Annotated in this window: 16 protein-coding genes and 3 tRNA genes; 7 read left to right on the forward strand and 12 right to left on the reverse strand. The window is 43.4% G+C overall.

The annotated features are described in order from the left end of the window. Window positions 1-92: 92 nt before the first annotated feature. The 11 genes from VTAP4600_RS22485 to VTAP4600_RS22535 form a co-directional block, all read right to left on the reverse strand. A complete protein-coding gene (locus VTAP4600_RS22485; RefSeq protein ID WP_102524961.1) occupies window positions 93-1,586 on the reverse strand; it encodes a surface lipoprotein assembly modifier in 1,494 nt (497 codons plus the stop codon). Between the two features lie 78 nt (window positions 1,587-1,664). After that, a complete protein-coding gene (locus tag VTAP4600_RS22490) occupies window positions 1,665-2,414 on the reverse strand; it encodes a Slam-dependent surface lipoprotein (protein WP_102524962.1) in 750 nt (249 codons plus the stop codon). A gap of 225 nt (window positions 2,415-2,639) precedes the next feature. Then, window positions 2,640-3,797 carry a PKD domain-containing protein gene (locus tag VTAP4600_RS22495; RefSeq protein WP_172443209.1) on the reverse strand — a complete coding sequence of 386 codons (1,158 nt, stop codon included), beginning with the start codon at window positions 3,795-3,797 and terminating at the stop codon, window positions 2,640-2,642. Beyond that, window positions 3,730-4,029: a PKD domain-containing protein gene (locus VTAP4600_RS22500; protein ID WP_102524964.1), complete on the reverse strand. Its 300-nt coding sequence runs from the start codon at window positions 4,027-4,029 to the stop codon at window positions 3,730-3,732. Before VTAP4600_RS22500 ends, VTAP4600_RS22495 begins: the two co-directional genes overlap by 68 nt. 168 nt (window positions 4,030-4,197) lie before the next feature. After that, window positions 4,198-5,541 (reverse strand): PKD domain-containing protein, encoded by a 1,344-nt coding sequence (locus VTAP4600_RS22505; protein WP_102524965.1) that lies wholly within the window; start codon window positions 5,539-5,541, stop codon window positions 4,198-4,200. Window positions 5,542-5,867: 326 nt separating this feature from the next. Then, window positions 5,868-7,190, reverse strand: a complete 1,323-nt coding sequence (locus tag VTAP4600_RS22510; protein ID WP_012397019.1) for an IS4 family transposase — start codon at window positions 7,188-7,190, stop codon at window positions 5,868-5,870. A 63-nt stretch (window positions 7,191-7,253) separates the two neighbouring features. Then, window positions 7,254-10,295, reverse strand: a complete 3,042-nt coding sequence (locus tag VTAP4600_RS22515) for a TonB-dependent receptor (RefSeq protein ID WP_172443210.1) — start codon at window positions 10,293-10,295, stop codon at window positions 7,254-7,256. Between the two features lie 72 nt (window positions 10,296-10,367). Next, window positions 10,368-11,333: a FecR domain-containing protein gene (locus VTAP4600_RS22520; protein WP_102524966.1), complete on the reverse strand. Its 966-nt coding sequence runs from the start codon at window positions 11,331-11,333 to the stop codon at window positions 10,368-10,370. Between the two features lies 1 nt (window position 11,334). After that, window positions 11,335-11,853 carry a sigma-70 family RNA polymerase sigma factor gene (locus tag VTAP4600_RS22525; protein WP_102524967.1) on the reverse strand — a complete coding sequence of 173 codons (519 nt, stop codon included), beginning with the start codon at window positions 11,851-11,853 and terminating at the stop codon, window positions 11,335-11,337. 178 nt (window positions 11,854-12,031) lie between these two features. Next, window positions 12,032-12,934, reverse strand: a complete 903-nt coding sequence (locus tag VTAP4600_RS22530) for a LysR family transcriptional regulator (protein ID WP_102524968.1) — start codon at window positions 12,932-12,934, stop codon at window positions 12,032-12,034. After that, a complete protein-coding gene (locus VTAP4600_RS22535; protein WP_102524969.1) occupies window positions 12,934-13,779 on the reverse strand; it encodes an SGNH/GDSL hydrolase family protein in 846 nt (281 codons plus the stop codon). Before VTAP4600_RS22535 ends, VTAP4600_RS22530 begins: the two co-directional genes overlap by 1 nt. A gap of 272 nt (window positions 13,780-14,051) precedes the next feature. Between VTAP4600_RS22535 and VTAP4600_RS22540 the strand changes: the two genes are divergently transcribed. The 7 genes from VTAP4600_RS22540 (at window position 14,052) to VTAP4600_RS22570 (ending at window position 17,908) form a co-directional block, all read left to right on the forward strand. Beyond that, window positions 14,052-14,127 (forward strand) — tRNA-Gly (locus VTAP4600_RS22540). A 93-nt stretch (window positions 14,128-14,220) separates the two neighbouring features. After that, window positions 14,221-14,307: transfer RNA gene (locus VTAP4600_RS22545), tRNA-Leu, on the forward strand. A gap of 76 nt (window positions 14,308-14,383) precedes the next feature. After that, window positions 14,384-14,457, forward strand: a tRNA-Cys gene (locus VTAP4600_RS22550). A gap of 471 nt (window positions 14,458-14,928) precedes the next feature. Next, window positions 14,929-15,951 carry a hypothetical protein gene (locus VTAP4600_RS22555; protein ID WP_197708672.1) on the forward strand — a complete coding sequence of 341 codons (1,023 nt, stop codon included), beginning with the start codon at window positions 14,929-14,931 and terminating at the stop codon, window positions 15,949-15,951. Continuing rightward, window positions 15,951-16,880 (forward strand): hypothetical protein, encoded by a 930-nt coding sequence (locus VTAP4600_RS22560; RefSeq protein ID WP_145958607.1) that lies wholly within the window; start codon window positions 15,951-15,953, stop codon window positions 16,878-16,880. Before VTAP4600_RS22555 ends, VTAP4600_RS22560 begins: the two co-directional genes overlap by 1 nt. 231 nt (window positions 16,881-17,111) lie before the next feature. After that, window positions 17,112-17,381 carry a type II toxin-antitoxin system TacA family antitoxin gene (locus VTAP4600_RS22565; RefSeq protein WP_005423939.1) on the forward strand — a complete coding sequence of 90 codons (270 nt, stop codon included), beginning with the start codon at window positions 17,112-17,114 and terminating at the stop codon, window positions 17,379-17,381. Further along, entirely contained in the window at window positions 17,378-17,908 is a 531-nt protein-coding gene (locus VTAP4600_RS22570) for a GNAT family N-acetyltransferase (RefSeq protein WP_102524971.1), read from the forward strand. The genes VTAP4600_RS22565 and VTAP4600_RS22570 overlap by 4 nt, the downstream gene beginning before the upstream one ends. 172 nt (window positions 17,909-18,080) lie before the next feature. On the opposite strand, the gene VTAP4600_RS22575 is transcribed toward VTAP4600_RS22570, so the two are convergent. Continuing rightward, the gene (locus VTAP4600_RS22575; protein WP_102524972.1) at window positions 18,081-19,823 is read right to left on the reverse strand and encodes a glycoside hydrolase family 36 protein; all 1,743 of its coding nucleotides are present in this window, start codon (window positions 19,821-19,823) and stop codon (window positions 18,081-18,083) included. Between the last annotated feature and the right edge of the window lie 10 nt (window positions 19,824-19,833).

A 19,833-nucleotide genomic window follows, 5' to 3' on the forward strand; every position in this document is an offset into this window, starting at 1 on the left:
ATAAAGGCACAACCCATAAAATAGGCTTGTGCCTTTGTCCTACCTTCTATACCGAATCAGAGAACAAAACCCGTAAAGAAAAATGAATATATTTAGAATCTTTTTTCTAACTTGAGCGAAACTTCGTTTTGTTGGTAAGTATAGAGCCAGTCCACATTGCTCGTTACCCGCTTATGAGTCCAGGTGAACAGCGGCGTAACACCGTAAAATGAGAGGGATTTTGATGACAACATCAGTGTGTAACTCTGTTCATTATCTGTTCTTCTTTCGTTTAACAGAGAACTAAAATCGCCATACTTTCTTTGCCTAAATGACGTAAACAGGTTGACGTCTACGGCGTCGCCCCATGCTCGGTTAACGCCTAACCTTCCGCCAAATAGTTGATAAGCATGTACCTTTTGGTCATTGTCCTTTTGAGTCCAATCTAATCCGCCAAACAGCAACCACTTGTTGGGTAATTGGTGCCAGTAGCTGAAGTAAGATGACCATTGCCAATCGGACTGATAGTCAAGATGTGCTGGGCGGTAGTCCTGATATTCAGCCTCGATCTCGAGCTTCATAGCACTCGATGATGTTAAGCTTTTGAACCAATCAAACTTCAAACCACTCGCAAGGTAGAGGGCTTTATTGCCCGAAGCGCTGTATTCTAGCTGCGGAGACAAAGTGAACTTGTCGCGGGCGTTTTGATAGCTGTATCCGAGGCTGGTGAGTAATGTTTGCTCATTGAACTTATCGTCATTCAGATAGCTCGACCCGTAGGCGAGGCCAGTAAAAGCAATGCCATGATGACCGACCAGAGAAGTACGTTTGTTGAGGCTGGCATTAAAATCGAAGCCTGATCCTTTTACCGCATCTGGAGTACTGCGTTCGACTCGGCATTGCCCTGATGGAAGCCTTGCTAAGCACGTGTACGATTCTGATGATTGGTTTAGGTTATCGTTGTAAGAAGGGCCAAAGCTAAATGATCCTTTCCAAGCGTCTCTATTTTTAGCCGCGGTCATAAAACTGTTTACGGTATTCCTGATCCCTTGTGAACGCGGGTTATCGGAGGGTAAATTTTGATCGATGAGAGAAAACAGCTCATAGGCGTCGGCGTTTTTTTGATTTTCAAACTGGACTCTTGCCAGTTCTAGTTGTGCGGGCAAAAAATCGGGTTGCAAGGCTAACAGTTGTGAGTATTCATGTTCTGCTCGTGATAGCTCACCCTTGATACGATACAGCGCAGCTTTGGCGTAGTGAACCAATAAAGGATCGAAACCTTCAAGAGACTGATATCTAGTGAGAAACTGAGATACGAGTGCCCATTGGCGAGATTGGACTGATAAGTACAACGCTTGCCCAAGCTCTGGAACGGTGTCGTTTACTTGATATGTTTCCCCGTCAATGATGATGGATGACGCTTGCTCATTTTTTTGCTGTTCCTTTTTTGTCTCTTCTGCGAGTAGGGCTTGTTCTGTTTCACGAGCGGTTAACTCATCGCGTTGTTGAATTTGAATTTTGGTGTCTTGATCAGCGAGCGAATAAAATGAAAAGCCGAATAACAAACACACCAAAACGGATGACTTTGAAGGGGGGATTAGGTTCATGTTTAGCTCTGCCGCGATAAAAAACAGAAGTAGCCGAAGCTACTTCTGAGAGGTGCTGTTTAATCTAACGTAATTAGATTATTGCTTTTCACCACCGAACGCGGTGTCTAGTTGGCTGTTTGTATCGAACTTAGCAAAGCCTGCAAGGGAAGCCGCATCGGCACCAAAGAAGTGACCTTGAGAAGTACCCGCTGTAGTGACGGCGTTTTGAGTTGCGGTTGCGTCACCGGTAAAGGCGGCAGTCGCGGCATTGATTTGTGCAGTAACATTGACGTTGAGTGAACCGTTTGAAATGTCGCCAGACAAGGTTTGTGCACCGAAGTCCGCATCAATCGTACCCGTTAACTTGTTGTTGCCAGAAAACTTGTTGATACCTGTGATCTTGTATGTGGCAGTGCCACTGGTTGGGACGGTTGTACCCGCATCGTTACCAATGTAGTACACGGTACGGTTGTTGAAGTCTTGATCTTGAGAACCTTCGTACCACTCGCCGAACCAAATGTCGCTATTGGCTACTTGGGCAAAGTTGTAATGAGAGTTACCAAAGTGCTTGCTGCCCGATGTATGAATGCCTTTTTCAGTCTTGTTGTTGTAATCACGATAGTCACTTGAGAATACATTACCCGCTAGGCCATCGAAATCGACACGTTTACCGGTAGCGCTACCAATACCCGCTTTACCTTTTGAGTGGAAAAACGGTACCCATACTTCAGATTCGCCAACTTGGCGTAAAGAGTTGTCGCTGATCGCGCCATCAAAGCCTGCGTGTGCCAATGAGCTTAGGCCAAGCATCGCTGCGGTAATCCATGAAAGTTGAACTGGTTTCATTATTTCTTCCTTCTATTGAACTGCATCATTACTGCAGATCAGGTTCAAGCTGTAGTGGTCATAAAAGACCGTTCGTAAGACTCATCGGCGGCCATTACGCGCGATAGGCAGCGTTGATAAGTCTCATTTAATACTCCGAACCAAGTCGCAAAATCCGTAATAGTTTTTGACTTTTTTGTAAGTAAAAAAGAAAAAGCTCGGTAATAAACCGAGCGACAAATCTACTTAACGGCTCTTGAACTGATACCCAGCCCAGAATCGTTCTTGAGCGCTAAAATCGCCGTAGCCGTTTAGGCTCCATGAAAAACCAAATCCTAATCGTACTGATTGGCCGCTAGTGGGAGGTGTTGCTAACTGGAAGGTAACGCGTTCCCCCTTTTTAACCGTAACGATTTCGCCTTCTGCTAGGCCAATAAAGTAGGGAGTCACTTCAGACTCACTGTAGTTTTTGGCGCTGATCCCACTGATCGTGACATCTTTACCCACGGCTTCAATGGTGTAGCTTCCCAATATGTACTCGGTGGGAATATCTCCAGTTTCTATGCTTTTATCGACCACAAATTCTTGTTTATAAGGGAGAATCTGCATTTCCGTGTCGTCACCTACAAGTAGCTTTGTATGCATTTGTAGCCCAAATACTTTCACATAAAATGGCTTGTATGGCTCATCAGTAAACTCGCCATCACTAACGGTTAAACCAACAGCATAGATGCCTGGTGCATCGGCATAGAATTCACTGATTTTTGCGCTCGGATCAACAATGACGGTATTTGAATTGGCTGGTTTAGAAACAAAATGCCATTGGTAAGTGATGGGGTCGCCATTTGGGTCTTTGCTCATGCTCGCATCAAGAGGAATAGTCATCCCTTCGGTTGCGTAGATTGCAGATCCCGTTTCAGCTGACGGCGGGACGTTGGCGTAGTAATAACTCAAAGTGAAAGTTTCGGTGCTGATGGCTTTCCCGTCCGATACGGTCACTTGGATAATGTAGTCTCCAGCGGTATCGGTCTTGAATCGAACAGAGTTTTTTTTGCCACCATGGTTCCTGTAAAGTAATTCAGGTTGGCTATTATTTGGTCGCTCAATGATTTCCCATTGGTAAAATAACTCATCTTTGTCTGCATCACTTGCGCTGGCAAACAAGTGTGCAGTGGTGACCAAGTTGAGTTTTCTATCGTTCATTTTTCTGATTGTCGGAGGCGAATTGGTGGTCGTGGAAGCCACAATGATCCGTACTGAATTTGGCCTACTGTTGGTTTTGCCGTCATTGACGATCAAATTGACGATGTAAGTACCTTCTATGTCTGCTGTAAATTCAGAAAGGGCGCTGGCACTGTCTTGGATTGTGGATTGTGGCTTGGCTATTTTGAGGTTTTGATTCAAATTGCCATTGATACGTGATGAGGTCGTGGTCTTTATCAACGCTGCCAGTGCCATCTAGTTTGACTCTAGTGGCTACTTTTACATTTTGATTCACACCGGCAATCGCGATGGGGGCTTGATTGTTCAGTTTGCTCGGGTCGATATCGGGACTGTCGCCGCTACCGCCTCCGTTGCAGCCCAGTAAGAGAGATAATGTCGCCACGCTGGCAAACCACTTAAATCTGTTTTTCATTGCGTCTTCCTGAAGAGGTTACATTGAGTCCTATCGTGTATACCGAACCAAATGGAAAAACCCGTAATCAAGAGCTGATTTATTTTATTGCTAATTAATGAAACAGCGAAAGTACGGTACGCCGCACTTTCGCTGAAGAGGCAGGATCAGAAGATGCTGATATTGCGGTTAGTTAGTTGTGAAAAGGTAAGTAGCGGCAACCATATAGTTACTAATGTCTTCTGCAATGATAACGCTAAATGAAAGCATCGCTTGCTGGCCGCCTGTTAGCGGGGACAGAAGCTCAATTTCGACCGTTTCTCCTGCTTTAATTACTTGTCCTTCTACCACTCCTTTTATTATTGGCTGTACAACACCCATTAGTCCCCATGCGGTAACTTCTTTTAACGTGTAGTCTTGGCCAACCGCTTCTAGACTGAAACTGGCAATTTTGTAAGTAGCAGGTTTTGGATCTGCGAATGTTTTGTTGATGGTGATGGGTTCAAAGACATAAGGCAATACATTCAGAGCTGGATCTCGATCATGAAAAACAATTTTCAGCTCATTTTTAACCGCTTCCGTGACCGTCACTTTGACGTTCGATGCGGTGCTCTTCAAGTGCCCATCGCTTGCAGTCAACGACACAACATATTCACCTACTAAGTCGGCCGTAAAGCTTGGCGTGGCCGTATTCGCACCGGTTAGGTTGGCAACACTATTGGCTGGTTTAGAGACAAACGCCCATTCGTAGAGTATTGCGTCGTTGTTGGCGTCTGAACTTCCGCTGCCATCTAAGTTGACGACGGCGGTTTTAGCCACGGTTTGATCTGCTCCTGCTTTTGCAACGGGTGCAACGTTTGCCGGTTCTAAGGTTACGGTTACTGAGTCTTTTACTGTGTCTTTACCATCCGATACCGACAATTGCAGTGTGTAGTCGCCTTGGGTATTCGCATTTAAAGTGACGGTTTTTGTGTCGCCATTGGTCAGGGTTGGCGTGCTGTTAGCGGCTTGGGTTTGAATTGACCAAGCGTAAGTTAAGGCATCGTTATCTGCATCGGTTGCCGTTGCGGTAATAGACACAGGGCTACCGATAGCGTGCGTCTTATCGGCGCCAGCGTTAACCACAGGTAAAGAATTGATCGCTTTAGGTGCGACAACAATGGTCACATCAACGGCTTTGCTGTCTACTTTTCCGTCGTTGACCATTAGGCTTACGACATACGTCCCCGCTTTGTCTGGGGTAAACTGTGGAGCCACCACATCTGTCGCACTTAAGGTGGCCGCACTGCCTGCGGGTTTAGCTTTTAATGACCATTTATAGGTTAATAGTTGTTTGTCTTTGTCGGTACTGTTTTTGCCATCAAGTTTGACGAGTGAGCCAAAAGCGACGTTTTGATCTTGCCCAGCAACTGCGATTGGCACTTGGTTCTTAGTGGCATCAACGTCTTTGTTTGCATCTGAACCTCCACCATTACATGCCGCTAATGCGGGGATGGCGAATGATATCAATATCCATTTCAAACTTGTTTTCATTTCATTTGTCCTAAATTTGTGGGAGCTATTCCGTTAATTGATCAGTGGTGCTTGATCTAACATGTCACCTATAACACCGAACAGGATGAGCAAATCCGTAACGTTTTTTTGCAGTATTTTTATCGGAAAGATAAATGAAAAACCGCCCTTGAAGAGTGACTTCAAAAAGCGGTTTGTATTTTGTTAGGATTCGGTAATGCTAATTAAAATCGGCCATGGAGCTTTAGACTAACCGTTCGGCCAGGGGCCGGCATGCCAGAGACAGAGCCGGTTTCCAAGTAATAAAGGTCGGTTAAATTGGTGCCTATTAACTTAATGCCACTCGCTTAAGAGCGAGTGGCATGTTTATTGGGGTATCGGGCTGGCTTTTTTAAAACCGCTCTGGGGTATGGTTTCCTTTTCCGTTTCTTGGGGAGAATAAGCCGCTTCCCATTGTCCCTGAGAGCTTTTAAGTTTTTTGGTATCGCTCCTGGACTTCGAGTGTCGCTCGCCCAAATCATCTCATCCATAATCAAAAATAAGGCATTAATGAAGCTGATCCGTAGAGGCTCAACTTCATGTTGTTTAGCCATCTCAGCCATTTCCAGCCTCACGATGTTATAGCTGGTTAATATTCCCCATAGCTCCTGATATATCCCGACTTTTTTCTTACTTCGTAATGTTGGTTTGTTTTGTAACTGATACTGCTTTAGTTCGCCGTAACTGCGTTCGATTTCCCAACGCTCCCAATACACTTTAACTAAGTCATCAAACAGATAGCGCTCAGGGCATAAGCACGAAGTAATGAAGCCTTTGATTTCACCTTTAGGGGTTGGAATTAGAATAAGGCGTGCTTGCCATCTCTTGCCAAGATAGGGAGTCTGCTTTTGAGCTTGTGGTGAAACAGGCATCTCAATGAGATGATCATAATCAGTATAACTCTCGATTATGTCATAGCGCATTTTGGTTTTGATTGGTGTTAACCAGTGGCTGTTACTGCTAGCACCCTGCCAGCTGGTAAATAACTCCGCAGAAGTGAACCCTCTATCAAAAAGTGTTAATGAGTCATCTGGTGCTGACCCCACAAGTTGTTGGGCATATGATATTTCACTGTTTGTTACTGGTCCAAAAGCAGCATCGGACACAAGGTGGCTACGTGTAGACATTAATGTTACTGCCAACACGCTTGGAAATGATGCACCTTTTTGAGCAAACCCAAAATGCTGATTTTCTTCGGTATTGTGAGTTTTGAAATACGTTCCATCGACACTAAGAAGCTTTAAGCCACAAACTTCGTCAAAGTCTGATTGTTGCTCCCACTGTTGGGCTGTAGTTTTAAATAAGTAACGCATAGGTTTATCGCCGAGGCGTTCTTTCCCCTTGATAATACTGCTTGTTGCCATAGGTGTGAGTTCACCATCTACATCAGGGAATGCTAACTCCAACTTGTCGCAGACATCTTGAATGGAGCGATTACGTTGGAGCCCAATCCCTAATACTAACCAAACAGCTTGCTCTGCGGGGAGGCGTCGCTTTCTGAGCGATACTCGTCCAGTTTGTTGAACAGCTTCTTCAACCCATTCCCAAGGAATGTGTTTATTAAACACATCGATTGGACGTTCGTGGCAAAACTCTGCGGTAACCTGTAACTCTTTTGAAAACTCAGACATAAAAAATCGGCCGTAACTTACGTTACGACCGATTATGAGGCCTCTGGAGGATCGTTCAAGTAGCTAAACGATCGGCATTATGCCTATTAACTCGGCTTCAAATTGTTTATTGAAAATGTATTTGATGTACGCATCATACTTCGTGACATTGGTGCGCTTGATGACTTCATCTTTGTGGCTGCCCGACACATAGTTTCCTCGCAAACCGGTTTCCAAGTCTTGATTAAAGAAGCGAGCGCCGAGCATTATGCTCGCCGAATATTCAGGCGCGGCATGGGCTGCGAGGTAGCTGGTTTGGGTATAACCACCTCGGACGCAGGTCTCATCCGATGAATCTGTGCCGTTGCTGATATCTAATATTTGCCCACGAGCTGCCGAGTTTTCATCGCAAACTTCGTTTCTGAAATTGTATGCGACAGAAGCATCACCGAAGTAGGCGTCATTGTCGAACATGCCTTGCAGTTCGATACCGCTGGTGCGTTGGCTATCGAGGTTTGCAAACGAGAAGCTGTCTCTGTCTCGATCCATGACATCTTCAATAACTTGATCGAAGTAAGTGAGTTTTGCACTCGCCGTATCAAAGTAACGAATGTAGGCAACTTCAAATAACTTTGCTCGTTCAGGTTCTAGTGGCGCTGAAAAGCTGGGGTTACCAGAGAACCCGCTGGTGCTTTCAAATAGGCTAGGGAAGCGAAGAGTTTCAGCATAGCGCGCGTAGGTACGGCTCGAATCATCGATTAACCAAGTGGTTGATAAAGAAGGAACCCAACCACTGCCACTGTTTTTATAGCGAGTATTGGTTTCTCTTGATTGGCTTTTGCTCGAGGCTTTACAACTACCACTAACGTAATTGGCTTGTTTCATTGCGTTGGCGCAAGCGTTCCCCGCTAGTTTTAGCTCATTCTTGGCGTTAAACATCCAATCGGCTTGATGATCCACCGTATAGGTGGTTTCGTTTTGAGCCGCGGTGACTTTCGTTTGTACTTTAGAGGCGAGCAAGTTATCAAAGTTGGCTAACTCGCTTTGATGTTGTTGTATTTGTTGTTGAAATTCGTCTTTTCTATCGGGGAACATCACCATCAAGTTTTGGTAGCGGTTGATGTTCTTAGCGATATTATCTTTGGTAAATGTGGCGCGAACGCCTTGCTCGGCGTTGGCAACATTTTGAGCGATTTCTTCAGCCGCAAACGTTTCGATGGTTTGATAGCGGAGTGTGTAGCCGTCTCGTTGCAACGTTTCTAAACTTTTTGTATCACCCGCATCTAACCGGTTTTTGATGTAATGATCTTCAGATTGGTATTGCGAATAGCGGACGCCAGCATTGAAAATAACCGACTCCAATGGTCGCCATTCCATCGTAATTGCGCCGTTATACTCCTCGCGTTCTCCTGCTCTTACCGGACCTTCATATAGGTCAATCATGTATTGAAGCCCTTCTTTTGGGGCTAACTTATGCTGCTGGTAATTGCCTGAAAACGTTAGGTCTAACTCTTCGGTTAACGTCATGGCATTTTTAAAATTAAATCCGACCCGGCTCTCTTCCCGATTTACGGTTGCGGTGTTGATGATTTTATTTGGAGTATCACTTTTTTGGTGAGTGAAGTTTGGAAATCCATACCCTGTGTTGGTTCGAGAGTCGGTTAGCGTTGTCCATAAATTGGTGCTGAGATCTAAGTACGGGTTTGCCGGGTTGGCTCTGAATTTTAGGCTGTAAGCTTGCATTTTTACGTTGGCAAGTGGCCATTGAGGTAGGCCGTCTTGGTTGCGATAATCCGAACGACTCGCCAAGATTTCGCCGTGGGTGCTCTCGGTGAAGCGAGCACTGAACTGCAGTTTATGAAAGTCGGTCATGTTGAACGTGGTTTTGAGTAGAAACGACTCCATTTCAGATGAGGTATTGGGTACTTCATGGCCGGGAAGATGATTGAGAGCCACGTGTTCTGGTTGTAAGTAGGGGATACGGCCAGCGACCCCATCACGATCCCCGGTTTTGTACGGCTGCGCATAAAAACCAGAATCTTTTGTACCAGAATAATAATTTCCTCGATTGCGATAAGCGTAAGCACCTAGCCATTCAAATTTTGGGCTGATGCCAGAAATGGCTAATCGATAGGCCACATCTTCACCGTTAACTGGGTTGTCATTTTTATCACTTCGAGTCTGGAATCGGAGCTCTGGATCATCATAGAGCGGCACGCCACCCAGTTCAGCGTAAGCCGGAACATCTTGCCAGTTTTTACCTGTGTGTAAGCGGGCAACATTGGGTTCAATGGAATTGCTGCTGCTTTCAGCGACAAACTCGAGTCCAAACGTTTCGCCTTCTGGCACAATGTCTTGAGGTGTCAGTGTCGTAACTTCTACCGCGCCACCGACTGATGTGTTGATGTCTGAATTTATTTGCGCGCCTTTGTGGACCTTCATTCCGCCGATTAAGTTTGGATCGATATAGTTTCGGTTGGATGCGCCGCGATAGCCGTTATAAACAGAAATACCTTGTTCAGTTCCATCAATCACGACAGGTACGCGACCAGGCCCTTGCACTCCTCGAATGTTTGGGTCAATACTGCCGCCTCCATTTCTCGCTTCACCACTGTGGGTGTTGGCCATACCTGTAAATAAGTCGGCTGCGCTGGTGCCTTTAAAGCGTTCGATTTCTTCTTTGCTTAAGTATGTGCTGGATACGTCGTTGTCATAAATTTCATATTCGCCTTCTTCATCTCGATGAGTACCGTCATCTAATGACGTGCGTACTTGAATGGGCGCGAGTGTCATGCCTGCTTGCTCTGAAGCCACGCGATAAGCACCGTCGGGTTGAAGCTGGGCTCGTAACCCAGTGTTGGATAGCAGTAAACTAAGGGCATCATCAACATTATATTGCCCGTTAATACCTGGGCTATATAAGTCATTGGAAAGTGCTGAATTAAGGTGGAACTCAATCCCTGCTTTTATTGCGAATTCGTTAAGTACGGTATCGAGTGTACCTGCCGGGATATTGAATTCGGAGGCTTCGTTGGCCTGTACGGACGTAGAAACGAATGCAGATGCAACGCCCAGTTGAGCGCTGAGTAGCACGAGCAATAATTTATGATGAGAACAAGAGTACAACTTGAATTCCTTTTCGATTTACTGATTTCTAGTCAGTACACCGAGTGAAGCCTGAAAAACCGTAATAGGAATTTATTTTTTTGCTGAGACTCTCACCCACAAAGGCGTTCGGTATTGGATTTCAACGGGCAGAATTTGACTAATATTGAACAGAGTTTCGTCGGTATCAAGGGTTGAAAAAACGCCAGTCAGCTTAAGTTCATTAAGGTTATTATCTACGTTTAATACGCCTTTTCTATATCTCGAAAGTTCTTCCATGAATTGCGGTAACGGCGTATTTTGAGCCATGATTTTTTGTTCTAGCCACAACGCATCAGCGGAAGGGTTTTTATCTTTGGTGAGCAAGTCGATGCGACTAAAGGTGGCATTTTCTCCAGCGAGTAGGTGTTGAGCCATTTGTTTGCGTTCAGGTTGGAGGGCAACTTCACCTTCATATACCGTTACTAAGGTGTCTTCTGCTCGCTGTTGGACAGAGAATCGAGTTCCAATCGGCGTAACTTTGCCTTGTTTTGTTGTGACGAAAAAGGGCGTGAGATGATGAGAGCTGGTGATCAATATTTCTCCTTCCAGCAAATGGAGCCGTCTTTCGTATTGATTGAAATCTACAAAGACTCGTGTGGCAGTATTCATGACCATTTGAGTGCCATCAGACAAAGTAATCTCCCTCACTTCGCCTACCGACGTGACATATTCAGCCCCATGTGGTCGTTCGGCTCGGCTGTTGAGCACGAGACCAAGAGTCCCTAAAGAAATCCCGCCGATTAACAAGACTTGGCGGCGAGATATACCGCGTAAAGGCGCGCTGTTTGAAGGCATTTCTCTAGACTTAGACAGGACTTTCCGACTAAGAGCAGGTTGAGGGATGGCGTTGAACTTACTTTGAATTTGTTCGAGTTGTTGCCATGCAAATTCGTTATCAGGGTTGGCGGTGCGCCATGTTTGAAAAGCTTGCTTATCATGTTCGGCAACATCATCCGCCCATAGGCGAGCCATCCAAATAGAAGCTTGTTCAATAGAGTCTCTTGATACTTGTTTCATGTTAATTTTGCTCTTCAAGCGCAATGAGTAAGCAACCTTGAAGTGCTTTTGCGACGTACTTTTCAACCGACGAAATAGAAACGTCCAATTCTAGGGCGATTTGTTTATAACTCATGCCTTCCAATTGGCGCATTAATAGTGCTTGTCGCGCCTTATTAGGGAGGCGGTGAAGGAGGGCGTCTACTTCAACCAAAGCTTCGACGACAATGAGTTGAGATTCGGGAGACCCCGAAGTTTTATCGGGTTCCTGCTCTAAGAGTTCTAAATACGCGGCTTCAATATTACGACGTCGATACAGGTCGATAACTAAACCTTTGGCGATATGAGTTAAGTATCTGCGGGAGTCTTTCTGTTCAGGCAGTTTACCTCTCACTAACAAACGTAAGTAGGTGTCTTGGACTAGATCGGCTGTGGTTTCTGGGCAGCTCAATCGGCGCTGAATAAACAACGAAAGCCAGCTACGGTGCTCTTGATACATGTGATCAATGCTTGCCATATTTACCGTACAGATAGCTGCCATTGGTTGTTACTCCCTCGTTTCAATTTGTCTTTTGATGTAAATGATAATAATTATCATTATAATCAATTAAAGATGACAAAAAAACCATATGAAAACGTACAAGGGGCTGGAATTCGGTTGGATTGTAGGCAGAAGGGCTTGTTTACTGCATCAGTATAGGAAGGGAGGACTATCTGTATTAAAACTGCTGTTGCTCCTCGCTATAACATTGATAAAGATGCTCAATAAAGAGCCTAACTTTGGTTGGTTGATGTTTGGTATAAGGATATATAGCGTAAATACCAAGACTCTTGCCGACTTGTGCTTCTAATACTTGTACCAGTTGACCTGCGATTAAGTCGTCCGCGACCAGAACTTTAGGTACATAGATTAACCCCTGGCCGTATAACGCGGCTTTACGCAGTGCCGATGCGTTATTGCATGTAAGGTTGCCAGATACCTTTACTGTGAACGGTTCACCATTTCGTTGAAATAGCCAATCGTGCGCTCCGGTTTCTTGATAAGAGTAGGTAAGGCAGTTGTGTTTGTGTAGCTCGGTGTAGCTTTTGGGTGGAGTATGATGATCAAAATATTCGGGTGAACCACAAATTACCCATCTTGCTTCTAATAATTTGCGAGCAATAAAGCTGGAATCAGGCAGGATGCCAGTACGTATTGCGAGGTCGTAACCGTGCTCGACAATATCTATAAATCGATTATCGAGATCCATTTGGATGTTAATTTCGGGGTATTTTTTGCTAAATCGAGCGATCACTTTAGGTAAGAACAACTCGCCGGAAATCGTAGGAACCGTGATTCTAATATTGCCGGTCAAGCGCTCGCCCAATCCACTCATGGCATCCTGAGCATTTTGAATGGATTGAAACACCTCTCGGGCATGCTGAAAAAAGACGTCTCCCGCCTCTGTTAAGGTGAGTTTTCGCGTTGTTCTATACAAAAGTTGTACGCCCAACTCTTCTTCTAATCGGGTTACACGCTTACTGACGACAGACTTAGTTAACCCGATGCATTCTGCCGCTTTACTAAACGAACCATGCTCGACAAGATGGTAAAAAATAATGAAGTCGTCGCTGTTTCGCATTATAGGCCTTCTTTACAAAGCTGAGTTGTTAACACAGGAGCTAAAGCATCAAGCCAGATTTGATAAGCTCTGGCATTGAGGTGTAAATCGTCACAGCTAAAAGTATTGGACAATATCTTGTTGGGTGCGAGTGTTTTGTTGATATCTAGAAAGTAAAAGTCGTAATGAGTGCAATAGTCTTCTAATTGCTGGTTAAGTTTGCTGACTTTAGCGTTGAGTTCGTCAAGAGCGATACCAACATGAAGCGTCGATTGCACGATGACAGGGATGTTGCGAGTTTTCCATGTTTCAAGCATACGAGTGTAGTTTTCGAAGACTTCAGAAACCGCATAACCCTGAGCCAAATCGTTAATACCCGCCATGATGCAAACTAATTTAGGTTCAACGTTAGTGGTGGTATCTATTCTGCCAAGCATGCCTCTAGTCGTGTCACCTGCTAGTCCGCGATTGGCGACTTTCGTTTGGGGAAGTGCGTCGGCCCAAGGTCCCCATTCGGTAATTGAATCGCCAAACATGACCAATTCCATTTGCGGAGTAAAGTGCCGGTGGTTATCAGACAGTTGGATGTAACGGCTCATGCTATGTGCCCTTTGTTGGAGGTCAAGCTCTTGGCCGATTATCTTCAAGTTTTCTTCCGCGCTCTTGCTGGCGTCGGCGTCGGCGAAGGCTTTTTCAGCTTGCGTCACTTGATGACTTAATTTAGTTGAGAGTTGATTCTCTTGTTTGAGTTTTTGTAGTTCGGAAAGAAGCTGGTGGACGGGAGTGGGATGAAACGTAAGGTAGAGTTGGTATAAATCTAGAGTACCACCAGCTTGAAGTTGTTTGAGTAATGCTGAGTTGTTCATTTCAATCCCTTTTTCAATGAGCGGTTATTATGCCTAAAACCTGCAACTTGAATAGACAATTCAAAGCAAAGTTTGGCATTAAGCATATTTCGTTTTTCTGCCCTGATCTTTTTATGATCGCCAAGTGGTGAATTTTCAATTAATAGGTTGTAAATTTAACCGGTTGAATCAAAATGCAAAATTTATTGTTGACGGATTTTCTTAATCCGTTAAAGTACATCTCGTTCTCAGGGCAAAGCCCATATGGAAGTTAACGCTCCTTTAAGAACAAGGCGATACTAGCTCAGTTGGTAGAGCGCAACCTTGCCAAGGTTGAGGTCATCGGTTCGAACCCGATGTATCGCTCCAAATTATAAGATATGGCGAAAGCGGTATCGAAGATGGTGTCTAACCGTTCTCATAGAGAACACATTGGTTAGGAGCATCGCAACAAGTTTGCGTGCCCTGGTGGTGGAATTGGTAGACACAAGGGATTTAAAATCCCTCGGCGTTCGCGCTGTGCCGGTTCAAGTCCGGCCCGGGGCACCATCTATTTTCTACTCAAGCAGTGGAAGTAAAACTAAGCTCATTATTAGCAATAAAAGATGAGCACAAAAAGAATAATGGCGCCTTGGCAGAGTGGCTATGCAGCGGATTGCAAATCCGTGGACCTCGGTTCGACTCCGGGAGGCGCCTCCATTATTTGATTAAGCCCTAGCAGAAATGCTGGGGCTTTTTTGTATCTTGTCGCTTTAATTCCCAGATTTTCAAACCGTCTTTTCTTGCACTAAACAGCCGCCTTCAGGTTGAATTGATGCTTAATAATAGAAATTACTTACAAAAAGGTGCTGTTTTTATAAGCAGTAATGGCGGATTTGCAACGATTCGTGACTTAGACAGCAAAGATCCAATGTTTTGGCGATAGCAGTATGAATAGACTCGATAACTTACTGATTTTATGCAGGTAGAAGAGTAGTATTACAAAATATTTTCAGAACTATGTTGTTGTATTTTAGGTGAAATAGGCGGCGATGATCTGTACATAAAGCGTTATACAGCTTATTGAACCCTTCATAGTTAACAGAATCATATTTGTAGGTTTAGTATTTTGCAATCAATGCCTTATAGAGTAGTATTATACTCATATAATATGGATCCTTGAGGTGAATTTTGAGTGTAACGATTTTTGATAAAGCTGATGATGGTGTTATTAATAGTGTTGTTGCTACAGGTAAAGTAACGTATCAGTACGCAATTGATAACTTATTCCCATTAATTGATCGGTTCTCAGCACAGCGAAAAACACAAGATAAAAAGTTTTATGGGCGCCTAGAAAGGGATATTCTCGATTATTGCTTGATGCCCCCAATTACAATCGCATTTGTTGATCCAGATTTTTGTCTTACAGAGCAATCAGAAATAGCAGAGTATATTTCTAATAATATTCACTCTGGTTATGTTTTGGATGGTATTCAACGTTTAAACACTTTAAATAGAGCTAGTCAGAATGAAAGGTTTGATGGTTCGCAAGCTCTCTATATCAATGCAATTATCTCTCCATCCGAAGATAAGTTACTTTATCGAATGATTACCTTGAATAATGGTCAAAAGCCAATGACTCCAAGGCATCAAATAGAGATTTTAACTCAAGAACTTTTTGATTTTTCAGAAGTTAATATTTCAGTTCAAACTGAAAAAGAACGTGCGGAAAATGTTGTAAAAGGCTCATTTGATTTAGGTGATTTGTCCAAAGCATACTTAGCTTTTTTAACTGGTACAGTAAATAACGACAATAATAAAATTATTGGCGAAAAAATGGACCAGATTATTGTTGGCAGGATAATGGATAAGCAACCTGTAAGTGATGAGATCGACTTTAAAACAGTTATACGTGAAATTGACCGTTTGTGTGAAAGTTCAACAGTTCATAAATGGTTAAAGGTTGGTAATAATTTAATCGGGTTTTCTGTGGGTATCAAATCTTCGCATGAAATTATTGAAAATGTAACAACTGAGCAGTTTTCTGTAGCAGTTGAACTATTTGAAGCAGCGTTTAAATCTATTAACCCATCAAAGGTAAATTTAGGTAAATTTAGACGTGAATTATCTCAAAATTTTATTGAAAATTATGGTCGATACTGTGATTTTGATGAGATGGAATTAATTGAAAAATTTATGGAGATTACTTCTTAATGCCAAGGTATGTAACATTTAGTTATTCAGATAATTTGCCGAGAAATATTAACATTCAATTACCTGAAGAACTTAAAATATCAGGTAGTAGAGATCCTGAAATATTAATCATATTACGCTTATTGTCTGGAAATATTGAATTAACACATACTTATTCTAATACTATAATAAAAAGTCGTATTAATTATTTCTCTGGGGATTTTACTCGATTTAGGAACTGGAAGCGGGAGTTTCCAGTGCTGTTTTCAGAAGATACAACAGCTACTGATATAGCTGTATTTATTGAAAATACTAAATATGTAAACCGCTCTTTTTATGCTGCAATTTTATCGGAAATATCTCAGTTTATTTTGCATACAAAAAGGGGAGCGCATACATCTGCTTTTATTTATATTTATCGTATTTTAGAGAAGATCTCTTATGCATTTCCATTGATCTACGCCTCTAAAACGCAGGACTTTTTAAGGTCTTTTGGTCAATTAAAAGAACTAATGGTCGGAGATAGTGAAAAAAAAGAACTAGGTTTCTTTAAAGCATTTATACAAATGCTGTACAGAGGTGATAGTATTTCTGATACATCTATTGATATTGCATTTAGTACAACAAATTCAGATGTAGGTGAACAGATGTTTAAATCTATAAGAGAAACGGTTGGCAATGCAGTTATTCATGAAGATACCAGTGAGTTTGATACTCTTTCAGTTAAGTATTGTGAAATGAGCAGCTTTATTATTAATATTCGTAACCGTTTTTTTCATAATTTGAATGGGGGGGCTACTAATATAGAAAGTGACAGGATTGTAGATTCTGATGAATTATTTAGTTTTATTAATCCAATGGCTATGCATTGGCTATCCATGGTTTTTTTACAAGTAACGGCTTACAGCTTATCAGAGTTTCAAACGCACAGACGAAATGCAGCTGTATAACAAATGCATCAACACGATTTACTACACTCGGCATCCTCAGGTTGTCGGGTTTTTCTCGTTTTAGGGCGTCAATTTTAAGTATAATTGCTTAGTAGTAAACGTGTTATGCAGGCGTTATATTCACAGAGCTTAAAAAATCAATCCGTATTAGTTCCGTACAAGTTGTACTTTGATTGTTTAAATCTTATACTCAGGTTAATTACGGAACTACTCCGTACGATTGGAGGTTTTATGGCGACTGCAAGACTTGATATCCGTTTGGATGAAGAAATCAAAGCTAAGGCTGAGAAAGCTTCAGCTTTACTTGGTTTAAAAAGCTTAACTGAATACGTTGTTCGTTTAATGGACGAAGATTCAACTCAGGTGATTTCAGAACATGAAAGCATCACTGTTGAAGCAAATGTATTTGACCAATTCATGATTGCTTGTGACGAGGCTAAGGCTCCGAATAAAGCATTACTTGAAGCGGCTGCATTTACTAAAAGTGGTGAGTTTAAGTGAGTTATTCCAAAGCTTTTAAAGAATTGGATAAATCACAACACGATAGAGCATCATTTGACTGCGGTGAAAAAGAGTTAAATGGTTTTATCCAAACTCAAGCCGCTAAACATATGCAAGCAGGTATTAGCCGAACCATGGTTTTACCTGCTTCAGTGCCATTACCAAATCAAAAATATCCAATTTGTTCATTTTATAGTATCGCGCCAAGCTCAATTAGCCGTGATACGTTGCCAAAAGCAATGGCTAAAAAATTACCACGCTATCCAATTCCTGTTTTTCTTTTAGCTCAGCTTGCAGTTCATAAGGAATTTCATGGCAGTGGGTTAGGTAAAGTTAGCTTAATCAAAGCCCTAGAATATCTTTGGGAAATTAACTCTCACATGAGAGCTTATGCCATTGTTGTTGATTGTTTTACCGAACAAGCAGAGTCATTTTACGCAAAATATGGTTTCGAGGTTCTTTGCGAAATCAATGGTCGTGCAAGAATGTTCATTCCAATGAAAACAGTCGGTCAGTTATTCACTTAGACGTAAGAGTGAATATAACAGATCAGGATTAAGCGCTGCGCAGCCAGCGTTAAATCCCGAGTGTTGAACAAGCCCGTAACCACTTCTTATAGTAAATTGTGCGATCTGGTGTGGTGGGCGCATCGCCTTGAGACTTTTCTCAAGGCGATCGAGGCTTAGATAAGGTTGCTGGTTACTTGGATGCGGTGATCAGCGCTCGAGACTGTAACCCCGCATTGAGGCTAACTTGGTATATTTGTACAGGCTCAGGTGTGAGCTTTTCTCCTGTCCAGTAGTCGTACCAAAATACCGGCTGATTGGCCGTTAAGGTGTGTTCTTGATTTTCTTGGTTGAAGTTGAACAAACAATGCAGATCATTGTGCTCAGTCAGTGCTAAGAAGGCATGATTCAATGCCAGTGACGTAAATTTCGCGGCATGTTGATTGTGTTTTTGTCTGGTGATGAGCTTACAAAAGCTACTTTGGGCAAACGCAGTTATGTCTGGTAGTGGATCGCCAGACAGCAGTAGTCCACCACAGGCAAGCATAGCGGTTCGATGGAATTCATAGCTGGCTCTGTCGGTGGCTTGGTTTGCCAGCGACGTCAGAGTGACGCAATCTGGGTCGATTTGCCATAATTGGCGGTGCTGCCAAGAGCGATAAAAGGTTTCTTTAGCGATCTGCTCAAATCGGTGCGGTTGACGCTCGACATCATCGGAGACTCGCATCGCATCCACTAGTCCGAGTGATGGCCACATCGGCGCATTGCAGCCGAGTAGCCACGCATCGCCTGCGCCTTTTGCTATCGCTTCCATTCCCATTCGGTAAGATTGAACACCCGTAACACCCAGTTGATGGCGAACACCCTTTAAGGTGCCCCAATAATTGGCGTCCAATTTAAATAACTCGACGCCCCAATCTTCTCTCATGGTTTTTACCACGTGAGTAAGGTGAGCTTGTACTTCAGGATGAGACGTATCCAAAATATACCAAGGTGTGCAGCGCCAACCTCCGTAGGTGATATCTTCAGCTTTGAGAAGTGAGCCGTCAGCGTGTTTTACAAACCAGTCGGGGTGCTGCTTAAAGACTTCTGACTCTGGTTGAGCAATAAACGGTGCCATCCAAATGGCGGGCTTTTTTCCTTTATCTTTGATGGTTTGGATAAGCTCTTTGACGCCACCAGAAAATTTGTCAGAAGGGGAGAGCCAATCACCCATGAAGGCTTGATAGCCATCATCAAGCAAGACCAATTCTAGATCGTCAAGCGTCTCTTGCATCTGGTCTACGTTGAGCTTGATATTGTCTTCGGTGACATCGGCGTAGTAGGCGTACCAAGAGCACCAACCGATTGGCGCACTCTGCTTCACGCCGGAACGCAGCCCGTGACGCTGTTTGATAAGTGTTGAGTATTCAGCATAGAGTGCAGACAGTGACTCACCGTGAAGCGCACAAAAGCTTTCGAGTTGGTTAGTGTCCCAGTTTCCTGGTTGGCTGTTTTCACCATCAAGATAAACGTCAATATCAAACCCGGTTGAGATTGAGGATATTTCGAAGTATCCCGCGAAACGATGGCATGAAGTAAAGCCAAATAGATGGTAGCCATCTGCCTGCTCGAATACCAAGTAATTGTAGAAACGCTTCGCGGCGTCATTCGGGTAGATGCGATAGCTTTCGTTGTTATCTGGGCAGCGTCCGATATCGATAAGCTGGTCAAAGGTACCGCCCGTTTGGGCTAGCATTTGGAAGCCATCGCCAAGTAATTTGGCGTGATGTTCACAGGCTAAAAAAGTGCGGGCGACTAAATAGGACTCTGGAATCGCTTCATTGTGAATGCCTTGAAACTCGAGTTCGACTTCGTTACGTACAAGGGTATGGGATACATTAGGCTGAAGTAAATCTAGGTTACAGCCATTCTCTAACATCACAGATTGAATCATGGTTTACTCT

This window comes from Vibrio tapetis subsp. tapetis (assembly GCF_900233005.1).
Taxonomy (GTDB): domain Bacteria; phylum Pseudomonadota; class Gammaproteobacteria; order Enterobacterales; family Vibrionaceae; genus Vibrio; species Vibrio tapetis.